The organism is Amycolatopsis sp. TNS106, assembly GCF_019330265.1.
GTDB classification, from domain to species: domain Bacteria; phylum Actinomycetota; class Actinomycetes; order Mycobacteriales; family Pseudonocardiaceae; genus Amycolatopsis; species Amycolatopsis lurida.
In genome coordinates this window covers 8,184,673-8,202,299 of sequence record NZ_CP024972.1, presented here as the reverse complement: position 1 = coordinate 8,202,299, position 17,627 = coordinate 8,184,673, and the positions used below count along the sequence as shown (strand labels likewise).

The following is a 17,627-nucleotide window of genomic DNA, read 5'->3' as shown; positions in this document are numbered from 1 at the left end:
TCCGGCTGGTTCGGGCGGGGTCCCGGCGCCGGTTGACTGATCGCAGCGAAGAAATCCGAACAGGAGTGAACATGCGAGCGATCACCATCACCCAGTACGGCGAGCCGGACGTCCTGCGGTCCGCCGAGGTCCCGCTGCCGGAACCCGGCCCGGGCCAGGTGCGGGTCGCGGTCAAGGCCGCGGGCGTCAACCCGATCGACTGGAAGATCCGGTCCGGTGCCATGGCGGAGGTCCGTCCGGTCGACTTCCCGCACATCCTCGGCCTGGAACTGGCGGGCGTCGTGGACGCGGTGGGCGAGGGCGACGATTTCGCCGTCGGCGACGAGGTCTTCGGCTGGTCCGACACCGGCGCGTACGCGGAGTACGCGCTGGCGAGCAAGGTCATCCGCAAACCCGCCGGGCTTTCGTGGTCCGAGGCGGCCTCGCTGCCCATCGCCGGTGAGACGGCGTTGCGGGTGCTGGGCGAACTCGAGGTCAAGCCGGGCGAGACGCTGGTGCTCCACGGTGCGAGCGGCCAGGTCGGCCGGATCGCGACGCAGGCCGCCGTCGCGCTGGGCATCACGGTGATCGGGCTTGCCGGGGCTTCGTCGCTCGACGAGGTGAAGGCACTCGGCGCGGTGCCGGTCCAGTACGGAGACGGCTGGGTTTCGCGGGTCCGGTCGGTCGCGCCGGACGGCGTCGACGCGGTGTTCGACGCGGCGGGCTTCGGTGTCCTGGGAGAGTCCGTCGAACTGCTCGGATCCCCCGACCGGCTGGTCACGATCGCGGACCCGGCGGCGTACGCGCAGGGGCTGAAGTTCTCGGCAGGCGGGGAGGAAAGCGCGGCGGTGCTCGAAGATCTGGTCGCGCGTGGGTTGAAGCTGAAGCTGGGCTCCGGCTACGCGCTCGGCGACGCCGCCGAGGCGCACCGGGAAAGCGCGACCGGTCACGCGGGCGGGAAGATCACGCTCGTCGTCGAGTGAACTCCTGTGGCGCTTGTCAACCGGTGGCCGCTAGGAACGGCCTCGGCTGAGGTGGTCGTGAGTGGTAAGTGTCGTTAGAACGACACTTACCACTCACGACCCCCTCGACCCAAGCCGCGCTACTGAGAGACCGCCTCGGGAGCGGAGGGCACCGAAACCGCCGGAGCCGGAGCCACCACACGAGCGGGAGCCACGACCCGGCGCCGCCGCTGCACCGGGATCTGCACCCGGCCGAGCGCCGCCTGCACCGCGGATTCCGCCAGTGCGGCCAGCTCCCGCCGGTCCGAAGCGCGGCCCGGCGCGATCTCCGGGCACACGTGCACCTCCAGCACCAGACCGCGCAGCGCCGCGACCCGCCGCAGCGAGGCGATGAGCGACTCCGGACCGATGAACGCCGGCTGGGTCGTCTCCCGCCCGTCGGCGAGCCGGAAGCGCAACGCGAGCGGCCGCACCGGGACGCCACCGTCGATCGCGGCCTGGAAGGTCGCCGGGCGGAACCGTCCCGAGCCGAGACCGCACCAGGTGGTGCCTTCCGGCGTCACGCTCACGAGTGATCCGCCGCGCATCGCGTCGGCGAGCTCGTCCATCGTCGCGGGCAGGCTCCGCAGGTTCTCCCGGTCGAGGAAGATGCTGCCGCCACGGCGCACCAGCAGGCCGAGCACCGGCCAGGCGCCGACCTCCTTCTTGGCGAGCGCCCGCATCGGCTGGACGGCGTTGACCGCGATGATGTCCAGCCACGAGATGTGGTTGTTCACCACGAGCGCGCCACGGCCCGGCACGGCGCGGAAACGCTCGTCGCCGAGCACGCGCAGCTTCACCCCGAAGGATTTCAGGATCCCCACGAAAAGCAGGCGCACCAACCGTTCCCGGGGCATGCCGCGCAGCACGAGCACCAGCGGTGCCGACAGGAAAGCGCCGAAAATGACGCCGATCGCCGCGGTGAACCGCAGGACGCGCCGCGGGAACGCCACCGTCGGCGCCCCTTCGCTCAGGCAGCCGTCGCCGCACGGCGACTTCGGCATCCAGGCGTGAGTCATCCCTGCACTCCCAGGAAGAACTTGAGGTACCGCTCGTCGACGTTGTGCAGATCCAGCAGGACGAAGAAGTCCGCGACACCGAAATCCGCGTCGAGCGCGGGCGGGCCGTAGATTTTCGCACCCAGGCGGGTGTAGCCCTTGATGAGCGGCGGAAGGATCGCGCGGGCGGGCCTCTCGACACCCTCGGTCCGCCACGGGTTCAGCGGCGTCACCCGAAGGGATTCATCCGCGTAGTGCTTGGCGCGCAGGACGTCCCAGACGCCGGCCGCGTAAGCCCCGCCGTCGGTCAGCGGCACGGAGGCGCAGCCCGCGAGATACCGGTGCCCGGCCAGCAGCATGTAGCGCCCGATCCCCGCCCAGACGAGGCTCACCACGGCACCGCTGCGGTGGTCGGGATGCACGCACGAACGCCCCGTCTCGACCAGCGAAGGACGCAGCGAATCGAGCGCGGTGAGATCGAATTCGCTGTCGGAGTACAGCTTTCCCGCCAGCGCGGCCCGATCGGGCGGCAGCATCCGGTACGTGCCCACGATCTCGCCGGTGTTGTCGTCCCGCACCACGAGGTGGTCGCAGAACTCGTCGAAGTAGTCGACGTCGAGGCCGGATTCGAGCGAATTGAGTGTCGCCCCCATTTCCTCGGCGAACACCTGATACCGAAGACGTTGCGCGGCAACGACTTCTTCGTTCCCGTTCGCCACGAGAAGGGAGTAACGCGGCGCATCGGCCGGGAGTTCGACACCTGCCTGGTCAGTACTGACGAGGAGCTGTGACGTCGTCATGACCCAGGTCTACCCCTCAGGGGGTACCAACGACAATGCGCCCGATGGCCGAATAGTGCACGTTCAGTTAATTGCGGGTTCTCAGGGTTCTCTCAGGCTGGAAGATCACTTTCGGATCACAGAAAAGGGACCGCCCAGGAAAGAAATCCCGGACGGCCCCTCTGCGAACGAAGGACTCAGCCCTTGCGCTTCTGGACCTCTTCGGTCAGCTGCGGCGCGACGTTGAACAGGTCGCCCACCACACCGAAGTCGGCGATCTCGAAGATCGGCGCCTCGGCGTCCTTGTTGACCGCGATGATGGTCTTCGAGGTCTGCATACCCGCGCGGTGCTGGATCGCGCCGGAGATGCCGAGCGCGATGTACAGCTGCGGCGAGACCGTCTTACCGGTCTGGCCGACCTGGAACTGCGCCGGGTAGTAGCCCGAGTCGACGGCGGCGCGGGAAGCACCGACGGCGGCACCGAGCGAGTCGGCGAGCGCCTCGACGACGTCGAACTTGTCGGCCGAGCCGACACCGCGGCCACCGGAGACGACGACCGAGGCCTCGGTCAGCTCCGGCCGGTCGCCGCCGACGATCGGCTCGACACCGGTGATCCTGGCGGACTTCGCCGGGTCGCCCGCGGGGACCTCGACGGTCTCTTCGGCGGCGGCACCCTCGGCCGGGGCCGCCTCGACCGCGCCCGGGCGGACCGAGATGACCGGGACACCCTTGGTGGACTTGGACTTCACGGAGAACGCGCCACCGAAGATGGACTGGTCCACGGAGCCGTCGCCGTTCACGCCGACGGCGTCGTACAGCAGACCGGAGCCGAGGCGGACCGCGACACGGGCGGACACCTCCTTACCCTCGGCGCTGGCCGCGACGAGCACGGCGGCCGGGGAGGTCCGCTCCGCGAGCGCGGCGAGGACGTCCACCTTCGGGGTGACCAGGAAGCCGGTGGCATTGTCGCCCTCGGCGACGTACACCTTGGCGGCGCCGTGCGCGGCGAGGGCTTCCTTCGCCTTGGCGGCGGTGCCGGTCGGGCCGACGACGACCGCCGACGGCTCACCCAGTTCACGAGCGGCGGTCAGCAGCTCGAGCGTGACCTTCTTGACTTCACCGTCGACGTGGTCGACGAGGACGAGTACTTCAGCCATTTCCCTATTCCTCCTCGAAACCTGTCTCAGATGAGCTTCTGCGCGACCAGGTAGGCGGCCACCTTGCTGCCGCCGTCACCCTCGTCCTCGACGCGCTCACCGGCGGTGCGCGGCGGCTTCGGGGAGGCTTCGAGCACGGACGACCAGGCGTTGCCGAGGCCGACCTCGCCGGCGTCGACGCCCAGGTCCGCGACGGTCAGCGTCTCGACCGGCTTCTTCTTCGCGGCCATGATGCCCTTGAAGGAGGGGTAGCGCGGCTCGTTGATCTTCTCGCCGACGCTCACCACCGCGGGCAGGTTCGCCTCGAGGTGCGTGACGCCGTCCTCGGTGTAGCGGTCGGCCTTGATCGAGGTGCCGTCGACGGTCAGCTCGTTCACGTGGGTCAGCTGCGGCAGGCCGAGCAGCTCGGCGATGATCGCCGGCACGGCGCCACCGCGGCCGTCGGAGGCCTCGTTACCGGTGATGACCAGGTCGAAGCCTTCGACCTTGGAGATCGCGGCGGCCAGCACCTTGGCGGTGGCGATCGCGTCGGAGCCGTGAAGGGCCTCGTCGGAAACGTGGATGGCCTTGTCGGCGCCCATGGACAGCGCCTTGCGGATCGCGTCGGTCGCGCGGTCGGGACCCACCGAGACGACGGTGACCTCGCCCTCGCCCGCTTCCTTGATCTTCAGGGCTTCTTCGACGGCCTTCTCGTTGATCTCGTCGAGCACGGCGTCGGCGGATTCGCGGTCAAGAGTGTTGTCGGCACCGGAGAGCTTCCGCTCCGAGTAGGTGTCCGGTACCTGCTTGACCAGGACAACGATGTTCGTCATGGGTCTACTTCGACCTCCCGTTGGTGGCCGGCGTCGGCCACGGGGCAACAGCTCTACTGGCCGGTAGATTAGGGCCATTTCAGTGCCGCGGCCCGCCGAGGTGACCTCATTCACCTGGATGCACGTTTTAGTGGGACCATCGTCCAGGTAATTCACCCGGAAGTGAGTGTTACCGGCCGACTAACCCGAACGGCCGTATTCCGGGGTACTCGCGGCGGAGGTGAGGCGATAGCCTGCCCGACCATGCGTTCCATGCCCGGCCCCGTCGCCGTGATCACGGACTCGACCGCCTGCCTTCCCGCCCCGGTCGCCGAACGCTGGGGAATCGGCGTCGTTCAGGTCCAACTGCAGGTCGGAGAGCACTTCGACGAAGAGAACCGCTACGACCGCGAGGACATCATCGGCCATCTGCGGGCCGGAACCCCGGTGAAGACGGCGCCGCCCGAGGTCGCCGCGTTCTTCTGGGCGTTCCAGGACGCCGCGAGCAAGGGCGCCTCCGCGATCGTCAGCATCCACATCTCGGGCCGCATGTCGGAGACGGTGAACGCCGCCCGCGAAGCCGCCCAGCAGGTGAACGTCCCCGTCCACGTCCTCGACAGCGGGACCACCGGCATGAGCCTCGGCTTCGCGGCGACCTCGGCGGCCAAGGTCGCCGCCGCCGGCGGGCAGGCCACCCGGGTGATCGACGCCGCCGAACGCCGGTTCCGCGGCAGCCGGGAGATCCTCTACGTCGACACGTTGGAGTTCCTGCGCCGAGGCGGCCGGATCGGTGCCGCGCAGGCTTTCCTCGGCTCGGCGTTCTCGATCAAACCCCTGCTGACGGTGAAGAACGGCGAGGTCGCCCCGCTGACCCGCGTCCCGGGTCAGCGGCGGGCGCTCAACAAGCTCGTCGACCTCGCGGTGGAGTGCGCGGGCGATCAGGACGTGGAGGTCGCCATCACCCGGTTCGGCCCGGACGAACGCGATCTCGAGATCGGCGGGCGGCTGCGGGCGCGGCTGCCGCATATGGTCGACAGCACCCTGGTGGACGCAAGCATGATCCTCGGCGCCCACCTCGGCCCCGGCGCCATCGGCATCACGGTGTCGCCGGTGTAGCTCGCTTCGACGGAATCAGCGCCAGCACGATCGGGAGCACCGCGCCCAGCGCCGTCGTCGCGACGATCAGCACCTGGTCCACCGGCTCGAAATGCGAGACGTGGCCCAGGTGGTAGAGGAAGTGCGGCAGTCCGAAACAGAAGGTGGCGAGCGCCGCGAGCCTGGCCACGGCGGTCGTCCCGATCACGGCGGCGCCGATCAGGATCGCGGAAAGCGCCAGGTTGAGGCCGCCGAAGTCCTGGATCAGGTGTTCGTTGAAGGGGCCGTCCATCGCCACCCAGCCGGTGCGGAATCCCGGGAAGTCCCGGTAGAAGCCCTCCGGGCTGATCAGCGGCCACAGCCCGACGGGCAGTTCGATGAGACCGAAGACGACGAGCAGTACGCGGGTGAATGTCCTTTGCATACCTCCTGGACTGCGCAGCGCCGCGAAACGTGACACCCGCAATTCGTCATCTACTTGCGAGTGCCGAACAACGCAAGTAGATGACTAGTTGCGGGAGGGCCGAAGTGACCGGCCGGTAGGGTCGCGGCGTGACCACCCCAGCCACCAGGGCCGAAGCGCTGCACCTCACCGGTGAACGCACCGTGCCGGGCATCGCCGAGGAGAATTACTGGTTCCGGCGCCACGAGGCCGCGTATCAAAAGCTCCTGTCCCTGTGCGAAGGCAAGACCGTCCTGGAGGCCGGGTGCGGCGAGGGCTACGGCGCCGGGCTCATCGCCAAGGTCGCCGAGCGGGTGCTCGCGCTCGACTACGACGTCCCCACCACCGAGCACGTCGCCCGCCGCTACCCCGGCATCGGCGTGGCCAGGGCGAACCTGGTGTTCCTGCCGCTGCGCGACGCCTCGGTCGACGTCGTCGCCAACTTCCAGGTGATCGAGCACCTCTGGGACCAGGGCGCCTTTCTCACCGAGTGCCGCCGCGTGCTCTCCCCCGGCGGGCGGCTGATCGTCACCACGCCCAACCGGCTGACCTTCACCCCGGACAGCGACACCCCGCTCAACCCGTTCCACACCAGGGAACTCGCACCGTCCGAATTGGACGAACTGCTGCGCGAAGCGGGTTTCGAGGTCGAGACGCTGCACGGCCTCCACCACGGCGAGGGCGTCGCGAAGCTCGACGCCAAGTACGGCGGCTCGATCATCGACGCGCAGCTCGACGTCGTCATGGGACAGCTGCCCGGGCAGGCGACCTGGCCGGCGGAACTGCTCGCCGACGTCGAAGGCATCCAGGCCGCGGATTTCGCCATCCATGGTGAGGACCTCGACGCCAGCCTCGACCTCGTGGCCGTGGCGGTGCGGCGATGAGTGAATACGAGGGCACGTTCTGCCTCGTCGTGCACAGCCATCTGCCGTGGCTGCCGCACCACGGGTCCTGGCCGGTCGGCGAAGAATGGCTCTACCAGGCGTGGGCGCATTCCTATCTGCCGATGGTCGACCTCCTGCGCCGCTTCGCCGACGAGGGCCGCGAAGACGTCCTCACCCTCGGCATGACGCCGATCCTCGCCGCCCAGCTCGACGACCCGTACTGCATCGACGCCTTCCACGAGTGGCTCGGCCACTGGCAGCTGCGCTCCTGGCACGCGTCCACGCTCTGGCGCGGCGACCCGCTGCTGCGCGACCTCGCGGCGAGCGAGTACCGGACGGCGCTCAAGGCATCGGAAGAACTCGAAACGCGCTGGCGTCACGGTTTCTCGCCGATTCTGCGGTCCTTTGTGGACAACGGGACGATCGAACTGCTGGGTGGCCCGCTGGCACATCCGTTCCAGCCGCTGCTCGATCCGGGGGTCCGGGACTTCATGCTGCGCGGCGGGCTGGCCGACACCGCGCTGCGGATCGGACGGCGCCCCGAAGGCATTTGGGCACCCGAATGCGGTTACGCGCCCGGAATGGAAGCCGGCTACGCCGCCGCGGGTGTCCAGCGGTTCATGGTCGACGGACCCTCCCTGCACGGCGACACTTCGGCGGCGCGGACCGTCGGCGATTCCGACGTCGTCTGCTTCGGCCGCGACCTCGAAGTCACGTACCGCGTCTGGTCACCGAAGGCCGGCTACCCCGGCCACGCGGCTTATCGGGACTTCCACACCTGGGCGCACGAGGTCGGCCTCAAACCGTCGCGGGTGACCGGCAAGACCGTCGAGCCGCCGGACAAGGCGCCGTACGACCCGGCCATGGCGACGGCCACCCTCGGCGGCCACGTCCAGGACTTCGTCGACACCGTCGTCGCCCGCCTGCGCTCGCTCAAGGCCGAGCACGGCCGCGAATCGCTCGTCGTCGCCGCGTACGACACGGAACTGTTCGGGCACTGGTGGCACGAAGGCCCGGCCTGGCTCGAAGGTGTCCTGCGCGCCCTGCCCGAGGCAGGCGTCCGTGTCACCACGCTCAAGGGCGCGCTCGAAGCGGGCCACCTCGGCGGGAAGGTCGACCTCCCGGCGTCGTCGTGGGGCTCGGGCAAGGACTGGCGGGTCTGGGACGGCGAGCAGGTCGCCGACATGGTGCGGGACAACACCGCGCTGCAGCACCGGATGCTCGACCTGGTCACCGGGATGGACACGACGACCCGCGACGCCGTCCGCGATCAGGCCGTCGCCGAGGCGATGCTGGCGCTGTCGAGCGACTGGGCGTTCATGGTCACCAAGGATTCCGCCGCCGACTACGCGCGGCGGCGGGCGAAGGTGCACACCGAACGGTTCGACACGCTCGCCGGACTGCTCCGGGAGGGAGCGCTCGACCGCGCACGGGAGACCGCGGCCGCGTTCCGGCACGACGACGGGCCCTTCGGCCATGTCGACGCGCGTGACCTGCTGAGGAAATGACGAAAGGGGCAACCATGGGCATCCACGACATCCCGCTGAAGACGCTCGCGGGCGAGGACACGACGCTCGGCGCGCTCGAAGGCAAGACGCTGCTGGTGGTGAACGTGGCGTCGAAATGCGGGCTGACCCCGCAGTACACCGGACTGGAGAAGCTGCAGGAACGGTACGCGGACAAGGGTTTCTCCGTCGTCGGGTTCCCGTGCAACCAGTTCGCCGGACAAGAGCCGGGCACCGCCGAGGAGATCCAGACCTTCTGCTCGACGACGTACGGCGTTTCGTTCCCGCTGTTCGAAAAGCTGGACGTGAACGGCGAAACCCGGCACCCGCTCTACGCCGAACTGACCAAGGCCGCCGACGCGGACGGCGCCGCCGGTGACGTGCAGTGGAATTTCGAGAAGTTCCTCGTCGCCCCGTCCGGTGAAGTGGTGGGACGGTTCCGCCCGCGCACCGAACCCGAAGACGAAGTGATCACCAAGGCGATCGACGCCACGATCGGCTGATCCGCGCCTTTTCCGAGACGGGCGGGTTTCCGGAGCGATCCGGAAACCCGCCCGTTTCCTTTTCCGGCTATCCGGTGACCAAAGTCCCCGAATATCCCGGCCACTCGCGCGATGGCCGGTTGCTCGATCACAAACCTTTGCCACGCAAGGGAAATACTGACATTCCCAGGTGAAGCACCATACCCGATTGCACTATGGCGCCACCCGGGCGACAGGGGAACACTCTTTCGTCGGGAGTCCCGCACTTCGTCAAAGCCGACAACAAGAAAAGTGTGGCCGACATGATCGAAAACAATATGATCCCGGACGATTTCCTCTCCCTCGCGAGCGTGCAGGCGGCCGAGGAGGAGGCGTTGCTGAACCGACAGAACGTGGTGGGCGTCGCGCTCGGCACCAAATGGTCCGGCGGGAGGGACACCGGCGAGAAGGCGATCACCGTCCTGGTCGACACGAAGATGCCGCACGAGATGCTGCGCGACGACGATCTCGTCCCCGCGACGCTGGCGGGTGTGCCCACCGACGTCCAGGAGGTCGGGGTGCTCCAGGCGGGCCGCAGCGTCGCCGCGCCGAAGGTGAACGGCGCCGCCACGATGCTCGACGAGCCCTCGGCTCCGACCCTCGCCCGGCCCGACGAACTCGCCCGTGAGCAGGTCGGCCCGTTCACCCTGGCCAAGCGGTTCCGCCCGGCGTTCGGCGGGCTGAGCGTCGGCCACTTCAAGATCACCGCCGGCACCTACGGCACCGCGGTCTACGACACGACGGCGCTGCCCGGCAAACCGCCCAGGTACTACATCTTGAGCAACAACCACGTGCTGGCGAACTCCAACGCCGCCGCCATCGGCGACCCGATCCTGCAACCCGGCCCGTTCGACGGCGGCGTCGTCCCCACCGACGTCATCGCCAGGCTGAGCCGGTTCGTGCCGATCAAGTTCATCCAGCCGGGGCAGCCGGTGCCGTTGAACTTCGTCGACGCCGCGATCGCCGAAGGCCAGTTCCACGACCTCGACCGGCGGATCTTCTGGGTCGGCGAGCTCAAGGGCACCAACGTGGCCCCCGCGGTCGGCACGCTCGTGCAGAAGACCGGCCGGACCACGAACTGGACGACCGGGCGGATCACGAACATCAACGCCACCGTCGACGTGAACTACGGCGGCGGCAGGGTGGCCCGGTTCGCGCAGCAGCTGCTGACCACCGACATGTCGGCCGGTGGCGACTCGGGCAGCCTCGTGGCCGACCTGAGCGAGAACGCCGTCGGCCTGCTGTTCGCCGGTTCGCCGGTGGTCACCGTGATCAACCGGATCGCGCTGGTCGAAGCGTCGCTCGGGATCAAGGTGCACCCGTAGTGGCCGAAGACGTATCGGATGTCGACGCCGCCCTCGTGGCGGCGTCCCGGTGGCTCGACGACGTCCCCGGGGTGGTCGGCATCGGGCAGGGCGAGGCCGAGGGGGCACCCACGATCGACGTGTGGCTGAAGCCCGGTCACGACCCCGGGCAGCTGCCTTCTCAGCTGCTCGGGGTGCCCGTCCGGGTCCGGGACTCGGGCGGTCCGGTGGAGACTCAGCCGGACTGACCCGCCTCGATGACCGCGCGATTGCGGGCCGCGGCGGTCGCCGCGTCGGCCTTCACCACCCGCCGGTCGTAGGTGAGCAGGCCGTTGACCTCGTTCTCGACGTCGGTGGTCTGGGTGTAGATCGCGCCGGAAAGGCCGGTCCCGGCGATGATCTTCTCGAGGTGCTCGCTGACCTCGGCGTAGCGCTTCGTCAGCTGCGCCGAGGTCGGCGTCATCTCGTAGGCCTGTGGCTCTCCCGGCCAGCGGTGCCCGTCGACGACCAGGCCGAGGCCGCCGTACTCGCCGTCGACGATCACCCTGTGGTCCTTCACCGAGGGCTTGCCAGGCCCGACGTAGGTGTGGTCGTCGTAGACGTCGCCCGCGCCGGCGTCCGGCCGCGAGAAGCAGCAGTTCACCCCGCTGTTCGCGATGACGAGCCTGGTCGGATCGAGATCCCTCACCAGCTTCGCGATCCGCGCGGTGTCGAATTCGCCCCAGCCCTCGTTGAACGGCACCCAGCCGACGATCGAGGTCACGCCGCGCAACTGCCCGATCATCTCGATCAGTTCCGCTTCGAACCGCGCCTTCGCCTCCGGCACCGGATCGGGCGCCGTCCCGGGCGGGCCGTCGAAGGAGACGGTGAGCGACGGCATGTCCTGCCAGACGAGCAGGCCCAGCCGATCCGCCCAGTGATACCAGCGCTCCGGCTCGACCTTGACGTGTTTGCGGACGAAGTTGAAGCCGAGTTCCTTGGTCTTCTCCAGGTCGAACCGCAACGCCTCGTCGGCGGGGGCGGTGTGGATCCCGTCCGGCCAGTACCCCTGGTCGAGCGGGCCGTGGAGGAAGGTGATCCGGCCGTTGAGCGCGATCCGCGGCCTGCCCTGGGCGTCGGCGACCGTCCCGATCGTGCGGAGCCCGGTGTAGGACTCGACGACGTCGAGCGGGTTGCCGCTCTCGTCGAGCAAGCGGACCTGGAGGTCGTAGAGATACGGATCGCCGGGCGTCCAGAGGCGCGGCGAGGGGACGTCCGCGCGCAAGCGGCGTCCCACGTCCTCCGCGACGCGTGCCACTTCCGGGCCATCGGGCTCGCTCACGATCAGCTCCACGCGGGCGCCGCCTGTGACCTTGGGCACAACCGTCACTCCTTCGAGATCCGGCGTCACCTGGAGATCACGGACGTGCCCGGACGGCACCGGCTCCAGCCAGACGGTCTGCCAGACACCCGACGCGGCGGTGTAGAAGATCCCTTTCGGGTCGTTCCGCTGCTTGCCGACGGGGTGGGTCGAAGCGTCGGTGCGGTCCGTCGCGCGGACCGTCAGTTCCTGCGATCCCGACGGCCGCAGCACGTCGGTGATGTCCGCGCTGAAGGCCGTGTACCCGCCCTCGTGGACGGCCACCTCCTGGTTGTTGACCCACACCGTCGCGGTCTGGTCGACGGCGCCGAAGTGGAGCAGCACGCGCTGACCGTCCCAACCGGACGGGACCTCGAAAACCTTGCGGTACCAGAGGATTTCGTCCCGCCGTCCGATACCGGAGAGCGCCGACTCCGGCGGGAACGGCACCAGGATCCGCTCGCCGTACCCGTTCCGGCCGGGCGAGCCGCTGCCCGCGTACTCCCAGACGCCGTTGAGGTTCAGCCAGCGTTCGCGGACCAGCCGCGGACGCGGGTACTCCGGCAGCGCGTCGCCGGGTCCGACCTGCGCGGACCACGGCGTCGAGAGCACCGGTTCGACGGTTTCGAAGGCCGGTCCGGCCGCGTTCACCGAGGAGGTCATCAACCCGATGGTGGCAAAGATCGCCGCTCCTGTCGCCCTCGCCCGGGTTCACCGGCAGGGGTGATCGCCCGGTCCCGGTGACGACCGACTCACGAGTAACCTCCACCCATGCGCGTGCTGATGTTGTCGTGGGAGTACCCACCCGTGGTCGTCGGCGGACTCGCACGGCACGTCCACGCCCTGGCCCGGCACCTCGCCCGGCAGGGGCACGACGTGGTCGTCCTGTGCCGTCACACGGCGGGCACCGACGCCGAGACCCACCCGAGGACCGATCGCGTGGTCGAGGGCGTCCGGATCATCCGGGTCGCCGAAGACCCGATGCACGTGACCTTCGAACGGGACCTCGTCGCGTGGACGCTGGCCATGGGACACGCGATGGTCCGCGCCGCCACCGACCTGCTGCGCACCTGGCAGCCGGACGTGGTGCACGCGCACGACTGGCTGGTCACCCATCCCGCGATCGCGATCGCCGAGGCCGCGAGGGTGCCGCTGGTCGGCACGATCCACGCCACCGAGGCCGGACGGCATTCCGGCTGGCTCTCGCATCCGCTGAACCAGCAGGTTCACTCGGTCGAATGGTGGCTCGCGAACCGCTCGGACGCGCTGATCACCTGTTCGCAGGCCATGCGCCGCGAGGTGGCGCATCTGTTCGAGGTCGACGGCGACGCGGTCACCGTGATCCACAACGGCATCGAGGAACGCACCTGGCAGGTGCCCGCGGAGGAGGTCGCGCACGCGCGCGAGGTCTACAGCCCCTCCGGCGCGCCCTTGCTGCTCTACTTCGGACGGCTGGAATGGGAGAAGGGCGTGCAGGACCTGCTCGCCGCGCTCCCCCGGATCCGCCGCGCCAAACCGGGGACGCGGCTGGTCGTCGCCGGCAAGGGACGGCATCTGGAGGAACTGGTCGACCAGGCCCGCAAGCTGCGCGTCCGCCGCGCGGTGGACTTCGTCGGGCACCTGTCCGACCGCGAACTGCGCGCCGTCCTGGCCGCGGCCGACGCCGTCGTGCTGCCCAGCCGGTACGAACCGTTCGGGATCGTCGCGCTGGAGGCGGCCGCCGCGAAGGCGCCGCTGGTGGCTTCGACCGCGGGCGGGCTCGGCGAGGTCGTCGTCGACGGCGAGACCGGTCTGGCGTTCAGCCCCGGCGACGTCGAAGCCCTCGGGGACGCCGTCGAGGCGGTCCTGGACGACGAGGTCGCCGCCGCCCGCCGCGCGCTGACCGCGCAGTCGCGCCTGGCCGCGGACTTCGACTGGGGCCGGATCGCCGAAGCGACCGTCGCGGTCTACCGGCGGGCTCGCGTCGGGGAGCCGCTGGAACTGGGGCGGCCGAAGATCGCGACCGGGAACGCCTTCGAGCCCTGATCACTCGCGCTTTCGTGTCGCGAAAGCCACTTTCGCGACGTCTGATGTCCCGAAAGTGGCTTTCGCGACATGCGCACGCGGGCAGTGGGGCGGAGGGGGATCCGGGACGTCGGGGGACCCGGATCCCCCTCCACGAGCGTCGCGGGTCGCGAGGGGCGCGACCCCCGGAGCTGCTCTAGGTGACGAAGATCAGAAGTGGCAGGGCCGGACACAGTCCGGCTGCGCCGAGACCCCGGCCGAAGCGGACACCGCGGGGGCGGCGAGGGCGACGGCGAGGACGGCGAAGGTCGCGGCCAAGAGGGTCCTCAACTGCTTCTTCATGGTTGCTCCTCGGGGAAACGGGCGGAATTCCCACCCGGCGCCGAGCATCCGCGCGACCCGCCGCCGAAACAACGGGGGCTTCACTAGGTACCCCTACCTAATCGCGATCCGTGACCGATTCGTCCGGTCCCGTGAGCGTGACTCGCGTGCTTGAGGGCGTAACTCACGTGATGGGAACCGGATCATCGTGTTACGCCTTCAAGCACGCGAGTCACGGCTCCGATCACGCGAGTTACGGCATGACGAAGCCGCGGAGACCCCGTCCACGGTGGTGTGGTGAGGACGGGGTCTCCGCGGCGAGGCGCACGCCCGACAGCGCTACCGGAGGGGCGCGCGCGTGAAGCGGGTCCGGTGGCGGGGAGCCGCCGCCACCGGACCCGTTGGGCCACACCGTCCCAAACCGGTGTGGAACCCGGCCGCCCCGCGTCAGGTAGAGGCGGCCGGAGCCTGCGTCACCGCGCGGTCAGGTATCGCGCGTACGCGCCGGTGGTGAGGAAGCTCGGCAGCTTCTCGCCCAGCGCGGTCTCGGTGAAGATCTCGTAGGCGTCGCCGAGCCGGTTGCCCTCGCCCAGTTCGGCCCGCACCGACGCCAGCTCTTCGTCCAAATAGGACACGGTCAGCTCGCGGGTGAGCGCGGTGCCGTCTTCGAGCTTCGTGCCGTTGCGGATCCACTGCCACACCTGGCAGCGGGCGATCTCGGCGGTGGCGGCGTCCTCCATCAGGTTGTGGATCGCCGCCGCGCCCGTGCCGCGCAGCCAGGCGTCGATGTAGCGCAGCGCGACGTTGATGTTGGCGCGGACACCGGCTTCGGTGACCTCGCCGCCCGCGCTGGCGACGTCGAGCAGGTCCTCGGCGGTGACGACGACGTCCTCACGGAGCTTGCCGAGCTGGTTGGGCCAGCCACCGAGCACGCCGTCGAACACCTCGCGGCAGACCGGGACGAGGCCGGGGTGCGCGACCCACGAACCGTCGAAACCGTCATTCGCCTCGCGTTCCTTGTCCTGGCGGACCTTTTCGAGCGCGGTCGCGTTGATCTCCGGGTCCTTGCTCGGGATGAACGCCGCCATACCGCCGATGGCGTGCGCCCCGCGCTTGTGGCAGGTGCGCACCAGCAGTTCGGTGTAGGCCCGCATGAACGGGACGGTCATCGTCACCTGCGCGCGGTCCGGGAGCACGAAGTCCGCGCCGTGCGACGAGAAGTTCTTGATGACGCTGAAGATGTAGTCCCAGCGGCCGGCGTTCAGCCCGGAGACGTGTTCGCGCAGTTCGTAGAGGATCTCCTCCATTTCGAACGCGGCGGTGATCGTCTCGATCAGCACGGTGGCCCGGACGGAGCCGCGCGGGATGCCGAGTTCCCGTTGCGCCAGCAGGAAGACGTCGTTCCACAGCCGCGCTTCGAGGTGGTTCTCGAGCTTCGGCAGGTAGAAGTACGGGCCGCTGCCGCGGGCCAGCAGCTGGCGCGCGTTGTGGAAGAAGTAGAGACCGAAGTCGACCAGGCTCGCCGAGACCGGGCGGCCGTCGATGCGGATGTGCTTCTCCACCAGGTGCCAGCCGCGGGGGCGGGCGACGATCGTCGCGGGTTCGTCACCGATGGTGTAGCGCTTGCCCGCTTCGGTGGTGAAGTCGATGTTGCGGCGGATCGCGTCGAACAGGTTGATCTGGCCGTCGATGACGTTGTGCCAGGTCGGCGAGGTCGCGTCCTCGAAGTCGGCGAGCCAGACCTTCGCGCCGGAGTTCAGCGCGTTGACCGTCATCTTGCGGTCGGTCGGGCCGGTGATCTCGACGCGGCGGTCTTCGAGACCGGGCGCGGCCGGGGCGACCGACCAGCTGCTGTCGTCGCGGACGGCCCGCGTCTCGGGCAGGAAGCCCAGCGGCTCCTCACCGGACTGGAGCTTCTCGCGGCGCAGGCGCCGGGCGTCGAGCAGTTCGCGGCGACGGCCGGCGAAGGCGTTGTCGAGCTTGGCCACGAAGTCCAGTGCGGCCGGGGTGAGGATCTCGTCGAACCGGTCACCGGCGGGTCCGCAGACGTCGATCCGGTAGTTCAGCTTCTCAACCATGGTGTGCCTCCGCTGGGGCTTCGCGAGGGATGGAAGGGGAAGGGAGGTGGCGGTCTCCCGGGGGCCGGAAGACCACCACCCGTCACCTACTTGCGAGGGATCAGAACTGCTCGGCCTCGGTGGAGCCGGCGAGCGCGGTGGTCGAGCTCTCCGGGTTCAGCGCGGTCGCGACGTTGTCGAACCAGCCGGTGCCGACCTCGCGCTGGTGCTTCGTGGCGGTGTAACCGCGGTCCTCCGAAGCGAACTCGCGCTCCTGCAGGTCGACGTAGGCGGTCATGCCCTCGCGGGCGTAACCGTGCGCCAGGTCGAACATCGAGTAGTTCAGGGCGTGGAAGCCGGCCAGGGTGATGAACTGGAACTTGTAGCCCATGTGGCCGAGCTCGCGCTGGAACTTCGCGATCGTCGCGTCGTCCAGGTGCTTCTTCCAGTTGAACGACGGCGAGCAGTTGTAGGCCAGCATCTGGTCCGGGTACTTGGCCTTGATCGCCTCGGCGAACTGGCGGGCGACCTCGAGGTCCGGCTTGGAGGTCTCCATCCACAGCAGGTCGGCGTACTCGGCATAGGCGAGACCACGGTCGATGCAGGGGTCGATGCCGTTGGTGACGTTGTAGAAGCCCTCGGCGGTGCGCTCGCCGGTGACGTACTTGCGGTCACGCTCGTCGACGTCGCTGGTGATCAGCGTGGCGGCCTGCGCGTCGGTGCGGGCGACGATCAGGGACGGCACGTTCAGCACGTCCGCGGCGAGGCGGGCGGCGTTCAGCGTGCGCTCGTGCTGCTTGGTAGGGATCAGCACCTTGCCACCGAGGTGACCACACTTCTTCTCGGACGCGAGCTGGTCCTCCCAGTGCACACCCGCGGCACCGGCGGCGATCATGCCCTTCATCAGCTCGAAGGCGTTGAGCGGGCCACCGAAACCGGCCTCGGCGTCGGCGACGATCGGGGCGTACCAGTCGATGTCGGTGTTGCCCTCGGCCCAGTTGATCTGGTCCGCGCGGCCCAGCGCGTTGTTGATGCGGCGGACGACGGCGGGCACCGAGTTGGCCGGGTAGAGGCTCTGGTCCGGGTAGGTCTGGCCGGAGAGGTTGGCGTCGGCGGCGACCTGCCAGCCCGACAGGTAGATGGCCTTGAGGCCGGCGCGCACCTGCTGCACGGCCTGGTTACCGGTCAGGGCGCCCAGCGAGTGGACGTAGTCTTCGGTGTGCAGGAGGTCCCACAGCTTCTCGGCGCCGCGGCGAGCGAGCGTGTGCTCCTCGACCACGCTGCCGCGCAGCTTGACCACGTCAGCCGCGGAGTACGAACGCTTCACGCCCGCCCAGCGGGGGTCGGTCTCCCACTGCTTGGCCAGTTCGGCGGCCGCCTGCTCCAGCTGCTGCGCGTGCTGAGTCATCGGTTTCTCCCGGTGTTGCGAAGTTTGCGAGTGATCGCCTTT

General features: G+C 69.2%; 17 protein-coding genes. 8 read left to right on the top strand and 9 right to left on the bottom strand.

All coding sequences use genetic code 11. From position 1 onward, the window contains the following. Positions 1-71 precede the first annotated feature (71 nt). The gene (locus CVV72_RS38095; RefSeq protein WP_219149261.1) at positions 72-962 is read left to right on the top strand and encodes an NADP-dependent oxidoreductase; all 891 of its coding nucleotides are present in this window, start codon (positions 72-74) and stop codon (positions 960-962) included. A gap of 119 nt (positions 963-1,081) precedes the next feature. Here CVV72_RS38095 and CVV72_RS38090 read toward each other — a convergent pair whose 3' ends face one another. The 4 genes from CVV72_RS38090 to CVV72_RS38075 all read right to left on the bottom strand — a co-directional run bounded on the left by CVV72_RS38090 (position 1,082) and on the right by CVV72_RS38075 (position 4,726). Then, the gene (locus CVV72_RS38090; protein WP_219149259.1) at positions 1,082-1,999 is read right to left on the bottom strand and encodes a 1-acyl-sn-glycerol-3-phosphate acyltransferase; all 918 of its coding nucleotides are present in this window, start codon (positions 1,997-1,999) and stop codon (positions 1,082-1,084) included. Beyond that, positions 1,996-2,778: a GNAT family N-acetyltransferase gene (locus CVV72_RS38085; RefSeq protein WP_219149257.1), complete on the bottom strand. Its 783-nt coding sequence runs from the start codon at positions 2,776-2,778 to the stop codon at positions 1,996-1,998. The genes CVV72_RS38090 and CVV72_RS38085 overlap by 4 nt, the downstream gene beginning before the upstream one ends. Positions 2,779-2,954: 176 nt before the next feature. After that, a complete protein-coding gene (locus CVV72_RS38080; protein WP_016336565.1) occupies positions 2,955-3,914 on the bottom strand; it encodes an electron transfer flavoprotein subunit alpha/FixB family protein in 960 nt (319 codons plus the stop codon). A 26-nt stretch (positions 3,915-3,940) separates the two neighbouring features. Then, a complete protein-coding gene (locus CVV72_RS38075) occupies positions 3,941-4,726 on the bottom strand; it encodes an electron transfer flavoprotein subunit beta/FixA family protein (RefSeq protein WP_016336566.1) in 786 nt (261 codons plus the stop codon). Between the two features lie 243 nt (positions 4,727-4,969). Here CVV72_RS38075 and CVV72_RS38070 point away from each other — a divergent pair, with 243 nt between their 5' ends. Then, positions 4,970-5,821, top strand: coding sequence for a DegV family protein (locus CVV72_RS38070; RefSeq protein WP_219149255.1), 852 nt, complete (start codon positions 4,970-4,972; stop codon positions 5,819-5,821). Here CVV72_RS38070 and CVV72_RS38065 read toward each other — a convergent pair. Further along, positions 5,802-6,224 carry a hypothetical protein gene (locus tag CVV72_RS38065; protein WP_219149253.1) on the bottom strand — a complete coding sequence of 141 codons (423 nt, stop codon included), beginning with the start codon at positions 6,222-6,224 and terminating at the stop codon, positions 5,802-5,804. The genes CVV72_RS38070 and CVV72_RS38065 overlap by 20 nt on opposite strands. A gap of 128 nt (positions 6,225-6,352) precedes the next feature. Between CVV72_RS38065 and CVV72_RS38060 the strand changes: the two genes are divergently transcribed. The 5 genes from CVV72_RS38060 (at position 6,353) to CVV72_RS38040 (ending at position 10,704) form a co-directional block, all read left to right on the top strand. Beyond that, positions 6,353-7,126 carry a class I SAM-dependent methyltransferase gene (locus tag CVV72_RS38060; RefSeq protein WP_219149251.1) on the top strand — a complete coding sequence of 258 codons (774 nt, stop codon included), beginning with the start codon at positions 6,353-6,355 and terminating at the stop codon, positions 7,124-7,126. Further along, complete coding sequence (locus CVV72_RS38055; protein WP_219149250.1) at positions 7,123-8,634, top strand: glycoside hydrolase family 57 protein; 1,512 nt, start codon at positions 7,123-7,125, stop codon at positions 8,632-8,634. The genes CVV72_RS38060 and CVV72_RS38055 overlap by 4 nt, the downstream gene beginning before the upstream one ends. Before the next feature lie 14 nt (positions 8,635-8,648). Next, positions 8,649-9,134: a glutathione peroxidase gene (locus CVV72_RS38050; protein ID WP_219149248.1), complete on the top strand. Its 486-nt coding sequence runs from the start codon at positions 8,649-8,651 to the stop codon at positions 9,132-9,134. Positions 9,135-9,415: 281 nt separating this feature from the next. Then, a complete protein-coding gene (locus CVV72_RS38045; RefSeq protein ID WP_219149246.1) occupies positions 9,416-10,477 on the top strand; it encodes a S1 family peptidase in 1,062 nt (353 codons plus the stop codon). Further along, positions 10,477-10,704 carry a hypothetical protein gene (locus CVV72_RS38040; RefSeq protein WP_219149245.1) on the top strand — a complete coding sequence of 76 codons (228 nt, stop codon included), beginning with the start codon at positions 10,477-10,479 and terminating at the stop codon, positions 10,702-10,704. Before CVV72_RS38045 ends, CVV72_RS38040 begins: the two co-directional genes overlap by 1 nt. Here the strand turns inward: CVV72_RS38040 and CVV72_RS38035 are convergent. Then, on the bottom strand, positions 10,692-12,458 hold the full coding sequence (locus tag CVV72_RS38035) for a glycoside hydrolase family 2 protein (protein ID WP_219149243.1): 1,767 nt from the start codon (positions 12,456-12,458) through the stop codon (positions 10,692-10,694). The genes CVV72_RS38040 and CVV72_RS38035 overlap by 13 nt on opposite strands. Positions 12,459-12,566: 108 nt before the next feature. On the opposite strand from CVV72_RS38035, the gene CVV72_RS38030 reads away from it, so the two are divergent. Further along, positions 12,567-13,820, top strand: coding sequence for a glycosyltransferase family 4 protein (locus tag CVV72_RS38030; RefSeq protein WP_219149241.1), 1,254 nt, complete (start codon positions 12,567-12,569; stop codon positions 13,818-13,820). 189 nt (positions 13,821-14,009) lie between these two features. On the opposite strand, the gene CVV72_RS41820 is transcribed toward CVV72_RS38030, so the two are convergent. The 3 genes from CVV72_RS41820 to aceA form a co-directional block, all read right to left on the bottom strand. After that, complete coding sequence (locus CVV72_RS41820; RefSeq protein ID WP_255431986.1) at positions 14,010-14,141, bottom strand: hypothetical protein; 132 nt, start codon at positions 14,139-14,141, stop codon at positions 14,010-14,012. 452 nt (positions 14,142-14,593) lie between these two features. Then, positions 14,594-16,198: a malate synthase A gene (gene aceB / locus CVV72_RS38025; protein WP_219149239.1), complete on the bottom strand. Its 1,605-nt coding sequence runs from the start codon at positions 16,196-16,198 to the stop codon at positions 14,594-14,596. A 100-nt stretch (positions 16,199-16,298) separates the two neighbouring features. Continuing rightward, positions 16,299-17,585, bottom strand: a complete 1,287-nt coding sequence (aceA, locus tag CVV72_RS38020) for an isocitrate lyase (protein ID WP_016336576.1) — start codon at positions 17,583-17,585, stop codon at positions 16,299-16,301. Positions 17,586-17,627: the final 42 nt, after the last annotated feature.

Bases quoted from the DNA above. Each gene is read 5' to 3' on its own strand.
- CVV72_RS38030 (WP_219149241.1), top strand. From the start codon at position 12,567: ATGCGCGTGCTGATGTTGTCGTGGGAGTACCCACCCGTGGTCGTCGGC.
- CVV72_RS38055 (WP_219149250.1), top strand. From the start codon at position 7,123: ATGAGTGAATACGAGGGCACGTTCTGCCTCGTCGTGCACAGCCATCTG.
- CVV72_RS38065 (WP_219149253.1), bottom strand. From the start codon at position 6,224: ATGCAAAGGACATTCACCCGCGTACTGCTCGTCGTCTTCGGTCTCATC.
- CVV72_RS38095 (WP_219149261.1), top strand. From the start codon at position 72: ATGCGAGCGATCACCATCACCCAGTACGGCGAGCCGGACGTCCTGCGG.
- CVV72_RS38090 (WP_219149259.1), bottom strand. From the start codon at position 1,999: ATGACTCACGCCTGGATGCCGAAGTCGCCGTGCGGCGACGGCTGCCTG.
- CVV72_RS38085 (WP_219149257.1), bottom strand. From the start codon at position 2,778: ATGACGACGTCACAGCTCCTCGTCAGTACTGACCAGGCAGGTGTCGAA.
- aceB (WP_219149239.1), bottom strand. From the start codon at position 16,198: ATGGTTGAGAAGCTGAACTACCGGATCGACGTCTGCGGACCCGCCGGT.
- CVV72_RS38045 (WP_219149246.1), top strand. From the start codon at position 9,416: ATGATCGAAAACAATATGATCCCGGACGATTTCCTCTCCCTCGCGAGC.
- aceA (WP_016336576.1), bottom strand. From the start codon at position 17,585: ATGACTCAGCACGCGCAGCAGCTGGAGCAGGCGGCCGCCGAACTGGCC.
- CVV72_RS38080 (WP_016336565.1), bottom strand. From the start codon at position 3,914: ATGGCTGAAGTACTCGTCCTCGTCGACCACGTCGACGGTGAAGTCAAG.
- CVV72_RS38050 (WP_219149248.1), top strand. From the start codon at position 8,649: ATGGGCATCCACGACATCCCGCTGAAGACGCTCGCGGGCGAGGACACG.
- CVV72_RS41820 (WP_255431986.1), bottom strand. From the start codon at position 14,141: ATGAAGAAGCAGTTGAGGACCCTCTTGGCCGCGACCTTCGCCGTCCTC.
- CVV72_RS38075 (WP_016336566.1), bottom strand. From the start codon at position 4,726: ATGACGAACATCGTTGTCCTGGTCAAGCAGGTACCGGACACCTACTCG.
- CVV72_RS38070 (WP_219149255.1), top strand. From the start codon at position 4,970: ATGCGTTCCATGCCCGGCCCCGTCGCCGTGATCACGGACTCGACCGCC.
- CVV72_RS38035 (WP_219149243.1), bottom strand. From the start codon at position 12,458: ATGACCTCCTCGGTGAACGCGGCCGGACCGGCCTTCGAAACCGTCGAA.